Source organism: uncultured Salegentibacter sp. (genome assembly GCF_963972535.1).
Lineage (GTDB): Bacteria > Bacteroidota > Bacteroidia > Flavobacteriales > Flavobacteriaceae > Salegentibacter.
This window is the reverse complement of sequence record NZ_CAXAVR010000160.1, coordinates 1-4405: the sequence shown is the minus strand read 5'-3', so window position 1 is coordinate 4405 and position 4405 is coordinate 1. Positions and strand designations below refer to the sequence as shown.

General features: G+C 35.2%; 6 protein-coding genes and 1 pseudogene. 6 read left to right on the top strand and 1 reads right to left on the bottom strand.

Going from position 1 to position 4405, the window contains the following annotated elements; genetic code table 11:
- Positions 1 to 502, top strand: a 502-nt coding sequence (locus AACZ30_RS13090; protein WP_339649895.1) for a phosphoribosylglycinamide synthetase C domain-containing protein, incomplete at its 5' end; no start/stop codon positions are given.
- Here the strand turns inward: AACZ30_RS13090 and AACZ30_RS13085 are convergent.
- Positions 494 to 727 (bottom strand): uracil phosphoribosyltransferase, encoded by a 234-nt coding sequence (locus tag AACZ30_RS13085; RefSeq protein WP_075325345.1) that lies wholly within the window; start codon positions 725 to 727, stop codon positions 494 to 496. The two genes, AACZ30_RS13090 and AACZ30_RS13085, sit on opposite strands and share 9 nt — an antisense overlap.
- A 111-nt stretch (positions 728 to 838) precedes the next feature.
- Here AACZ30_RS13085 and AACZ30_RS13080 point away from each other — a divergent pair, with 111 nt between their 5' ends.
- The 5 genes and pseudogenes from AACZ30_RS13080 to AACZ30_RS13060 all read left to right on the top strand — a co-directional run.
- Positions 839 to 1762 carry a DUF6427 family protein gene (locus tag AACZ30_RS13080; protein WP_339649892.1) on the top strand — a complete coding sequence of 308 codons (924 nt, stop codon included), beginning with the start codon at positions 839 to 841 and terminating at the stop codon, positions 1760 to 1762.
- The gene (locus AACZ30_RS13075) at positions 1763 to 2398 is read left to right on the top strand and encodes a hypothetical protein (RefSeq protein WP_208223527.1); all 636 of its coding nucleotides are present in this window, start codon (positions 1763 to 1765) and stop codon (positions 2396 to 2398) included. It begins immediately after the preceding gene.
- Complete coding sequence (locus AACZ30_RS13070) at positions 2395 to 3393, top strand: DNA adenine methylase (RefSeq protein ID WP_208223525.1); 999 nt, start codon at positions 2395 to 2397, stop codon at positions 3391 to 3393. The genes AACZ30_RS13075 and AACZ30_RS13070 overlap by 4 nt, the downstream gene beginning before the upstream one ends.
- Before the next feature lie 3 nt (positions 3394 to 3396).
- Positions 3397 to 4002 carry a DUF4254 domain-containing protein gene (locus AACZ30_RS13065; RefSeq protein ID WP_208223523.1) on the top strand — a complete coding sequence of 202 codons (606 nt, stop codon included), beginning with the start codon at positions 3397 to 3399 and terminating at the stop codon, positions 4000 to 4002.
- 19 nt (positions 4003 to 4021) lie between these two features.
- Positions 4022 to 4405, top strand: a pseudogene (locus AACZ30_RS13060) (ADP-heptose--LPS heptosyltransferase RfaF); the annotation flags it as partial.

The following is a 4405-nucleotide window of genomic DNA, read 5'->3' as shown; positions in this document are numbered from 1 at the left end:
AACGGTTAATGGTTTGCAGGAAGAAGATATAGACTATAAAGGTTTTGTTTTTATCGGTTTAATTATGGTGAAAAACGAACCTTATGTTATAGAATATAATGTGCGCATGGGCGACCCGGAAACTGAAGTTGTGCTTCCCCGACTTAAATCAGATTTAGTAGAGATTTTCGAAAAAGTTTCTGAAGAAAAATTAAACGAAATTTCTTTAGAAATAGATGAACGCGCAGCCACAACGGTAATGTTGGTCTCTGGCGGTTATCCTGAAGCTTACGAAAAATCTAAAGAAATCACAGGGTTTGAAAAAGTCGAAGATTCCATAGTTTTCCACGCGGGAACCAAATTTGAAGGCGATAAAGTAGTAACCAGTGGTGGAAGGGTGATTGCGGTGACTTCTTTTGGGAAAGATTACAAAGAAGCACTAAAAAAATCTTATCAAAATGTAGAAAAGCTACATTTCGATAAGATGTATTATAGAAAAGATCTTGGTTTTGATTTATCCTAAAAACGAGTGTGCCGTTGGGTCACGATCTTCATCATTAACTTCGTTGTAGTGCTTTAATTGCTTCATCCAATAAGCAAAAGCAGCCAAACCAACTAAAATAAAGATGAAGTTTAAGGCGTTTGCAGCCCACCAGGAATCAAGTTCCAGCGATCTTAAAGCATCTAAAGGAACAAATAATATTTCCTCGAATAAATAGGCGATACCTTCAAATATATCTCTTAACATTTTTAATGTATTTTAAGTTCAAATTATTTCAAAGCGATATTAAAATACCTTTGAAGGCGTTCAATAACTAACTTTGGTATATTTAAGATTACAAAAATATAAAAAACCACAATGCTAACAAGCTTTTTTGGCAAATCAAAACCGGTAAATGGGGTTGCGATCACCGTTTTTCTCATTATATTTTTTATTATCGCTAATTTTAGGGAGTGGTTTTTAGATTTTAACCTGTTATTTTTCCTGGAAAAACTGGCGGTTTTATTATCACTTATTTTAAGTGTTTTCACCCTTAATTTTATTGCCAAGAAAAACGAACTTACCCAGCGTAGTGCCTATAAAATCTTGTTTTTTGTAATTTTCACAGCTTCATTTTTTGCACTTTTAAGAAATCACCAGGTAATATTTGCCAATTTATTGGTACTACTGGCTTTTAGAAGAATTATTAGTTTAAAATCTAAAAAAGTAATGCAGAAAAAGGTTTTTGATGCTACGTTTTGGATTTGTATCGCGTCACTTTTTTATTTCTGGTCTATTTTATTCCTGGTGGTGGTGTATGCAGGGATCTTATATTATCTTCCAAAACCTAAAAACTGGCTAATTCCCCCTATAGCAGCTTTAGCGGTAGCGCTTTTAACGCTTGGTTTTCATATTATCGCTTACGACCAGTTTTATACATTTTCGCAGTGGTTTGAGTTGAGTAACTTTGATTATTCCAATTATCAAAATCTTGAAATTCTTATTCCCGTAAGTATTATTTTGACTTTGGCACTTTGGACGCTTGTCCAGTTTTTTGCAGTGGTGAGCAAGGCAAGCGTCTCCATGAAGCCTTCCCTAAACCTGGTTTTGCTAAGTTTACTCACCGCGGTGGCGGTTGCTATTTTTGCGCCTACCAAAGATGGTAGCGAACTTATTTTCTTTTTTGTACCGCTTAGTATAATTACTTCTATTTATTTTGATCAAAGAGAAGACAAAGTCTTTCGGGAAGTTTTGCTGGTTTTGCTTATCTTAATGCCTTTGTGTATTCCTTTTATTTTTTAAATGAATTTACCGGCAATTGAGACCGAATTAAAAAAGCGCTGCAAATACCAATATCGCTGGTTTCGTAAGCAAAATAATTCGTGGGACAGGCTGTCTTCCTTTGTTTATTCTACATCAAGTTGGGATAAATTAAATGAGCAAATTGCCTTAATTATCGCTACGGAAAAGTTAGATGAAAAGCAATTTTTCCAGTATTGCAGTAACCGCTGGTACAACTTCTGGAGTGCCATGGCCGTGGAGCACATATTTGCCGAAATGAAAGAAGTTATTCCAAATAAAAATCCCAGAAATCGAAAAATTGATTTTAATTTCTTCGGAAATGATTTCGATTTAAAAACAAGTGTTTTCCCAAAAGCATTTAATCGTTCCCTAGAATTTGCTAAAAATAATCCTGAAACTTTGATTTCCTGGTTATATAAAAACCAAAGCAAACAAAGCCGTTTTCATCTTGAAAATCGATTATTCTTAATAGTTTATGCTGAAGATGGACAGCACTGGAAACTAAAGGCTGAAATTTCTTTCTTGAAGCAGGTGATTGAAAAATATGTTGCTATTTTTGAAAATTCACAACTAAAAGAATTCCAATTTCAGCAAGGAAAAACCACTTTAGCTGATGTGATCTGGGCAGTAAAATGAATTATATAGGTTCTAAACATAAGCTTGGTGATTTTATAAAATCTACGGTAATAGAAGTGGTTGGCGAAGATCTTTCTCAAATGTTTTTTTGCGATCTTTTTGCCGGTACAGGCAGTGTGGGCAGGAATTTTAAAACTTCGGTAAAATCTGTTATTGCTAACGATGTAGAATATTACAGTTATGTTTTACTCAGAAATTATATTGAAAATCATCAAAAATTAGATACTGAAGACCTCCTTGTTAAATTAAATAAGCTGGAAGGAAAACCGGGTTTTATCTTTGAAGAATACAGCGAAAATGGAAAATCTAACCGGCTTTATTTTTCTAAAAATAACGGTAGGAAAATTGACGCGGTTAGGCAGCAAATTGAAAATTGGAAATTAAATAATGAAATAGGGGAAAACCAGTATTTTTTCCTTTTAGCTTCATTATTGGAAAGTGCCGATAAAGTGGCTAATACCGCTTCAGTTTACGGGGCTTTTTTAAAAAAAGTAAAGTTTTCTGCACAAAAAGAATTGGTAATTAGGCCGGCAAACTTTGAAATAACCGAACATTCTCACCGGGTTTTCCAAAAAGATGCCAATCAATTAATTAAGGAAATTGAAGGGGATATTTTATACTTAGATCCGCCCTACAATGCACGCCAGTACGGCGCGAACTACCATATTTTAAATACCATCGCAAAATATGATACCTTTGCACCACAGGGTAAAACCGGTTTGCGAGAATATTATCGTTCAAATTATTGTAGCAGGACAAAGGTTGAAAATTCTTTTAAAGATTTGCTGGAAAATGCAAATTTCAAATATATTTTCTTCAGCTATAATAACGAGGGTTTAATGCCTTCAACAGAAATAAAAAAAATAATGAGCCGTTTTGGAAATTACGACCTGGTAACCAGAAATTACCAGCGTTTTAAAGCCGATAAAACCGAAAACCGAAACCATACGGCCATAAATACAACAGAATATTTACACATTTTAGAAAAAAAATAATTTATGTTTTCAGATAAAGCAAATAAGATTTTTCAGGAAGTAATAGAAAAATATCACGAAAAAGATACGGTAGAACAGCCGTTTACCAATCCGTACGACAGCGAAAATGAGTTGATTGAGCATTTATTATACAGAAAATGCTGGATAGATACAGTGCAGTGGCATTATGAAGATATTATTCGCGATAAGCACATAGATCCTGTAGATGCACTGGCGCTAAAACGCCAAATAGATGCGTCTAATCAGGACCGAACGGACACTGTGGAATATATTGATAGTTATTTTTTGGAAAAATTTAAAGACGTTAAGCCAAATGAAGATGCTACAATAAATTCTGAAAGCCCGGCCTGGGCTATAGACAGGCTTTCAATTTTAGCGTTAAAAATTTATCATATGGACGAGGAGGCTAATAGGGAAGATGCCTCACAGGAGCACCAAATGAAATGCAAGGCTAAGCTTGATGTTTTGCTGGAGCAACGCGTAGACCTTTCTACCGCGATAAACCAACTGTTAGAAGATATTGCTGCCGGGAATAAGTTTATGAAAGTTTACAGGCAAATGAAGATGTATAATGACGATGAGTTAAATCCTGTTTTAAGAAAAAAATAGCGCTTAAAATTGTTTAAAAATGAAGAAGAAGACCTCTTTTAATAAAAGAAATTCTCCCCTTTCAGGAGAGATTCCACAGGCAGAGGGGGCTTCTCATATTTTGGTGATTAGGTTATCGGCTATGGGCGATGTAGCGATGACGGTACCGGTATTACGGGTGCTTAGTGCCACTTATCCACATTTAAAAGTTACAGTTTTAACCCGTGGTTTTTTTGAACCAATGTTTAAAGGAATTCCGCGGGTTTCTGTTTATGAAGCCGATGTTAACGGAGTGCATAGCGGCGTATTTGGTCTCTGCCGGCTCGCAAAAGATTTAAGGGATCTGGGAATTGATAAAGTAGCCGATCTTCACGATGTTTTGCGAAGCAATATCTTGAAATCGGTGTTCTATATGTTTGGGATT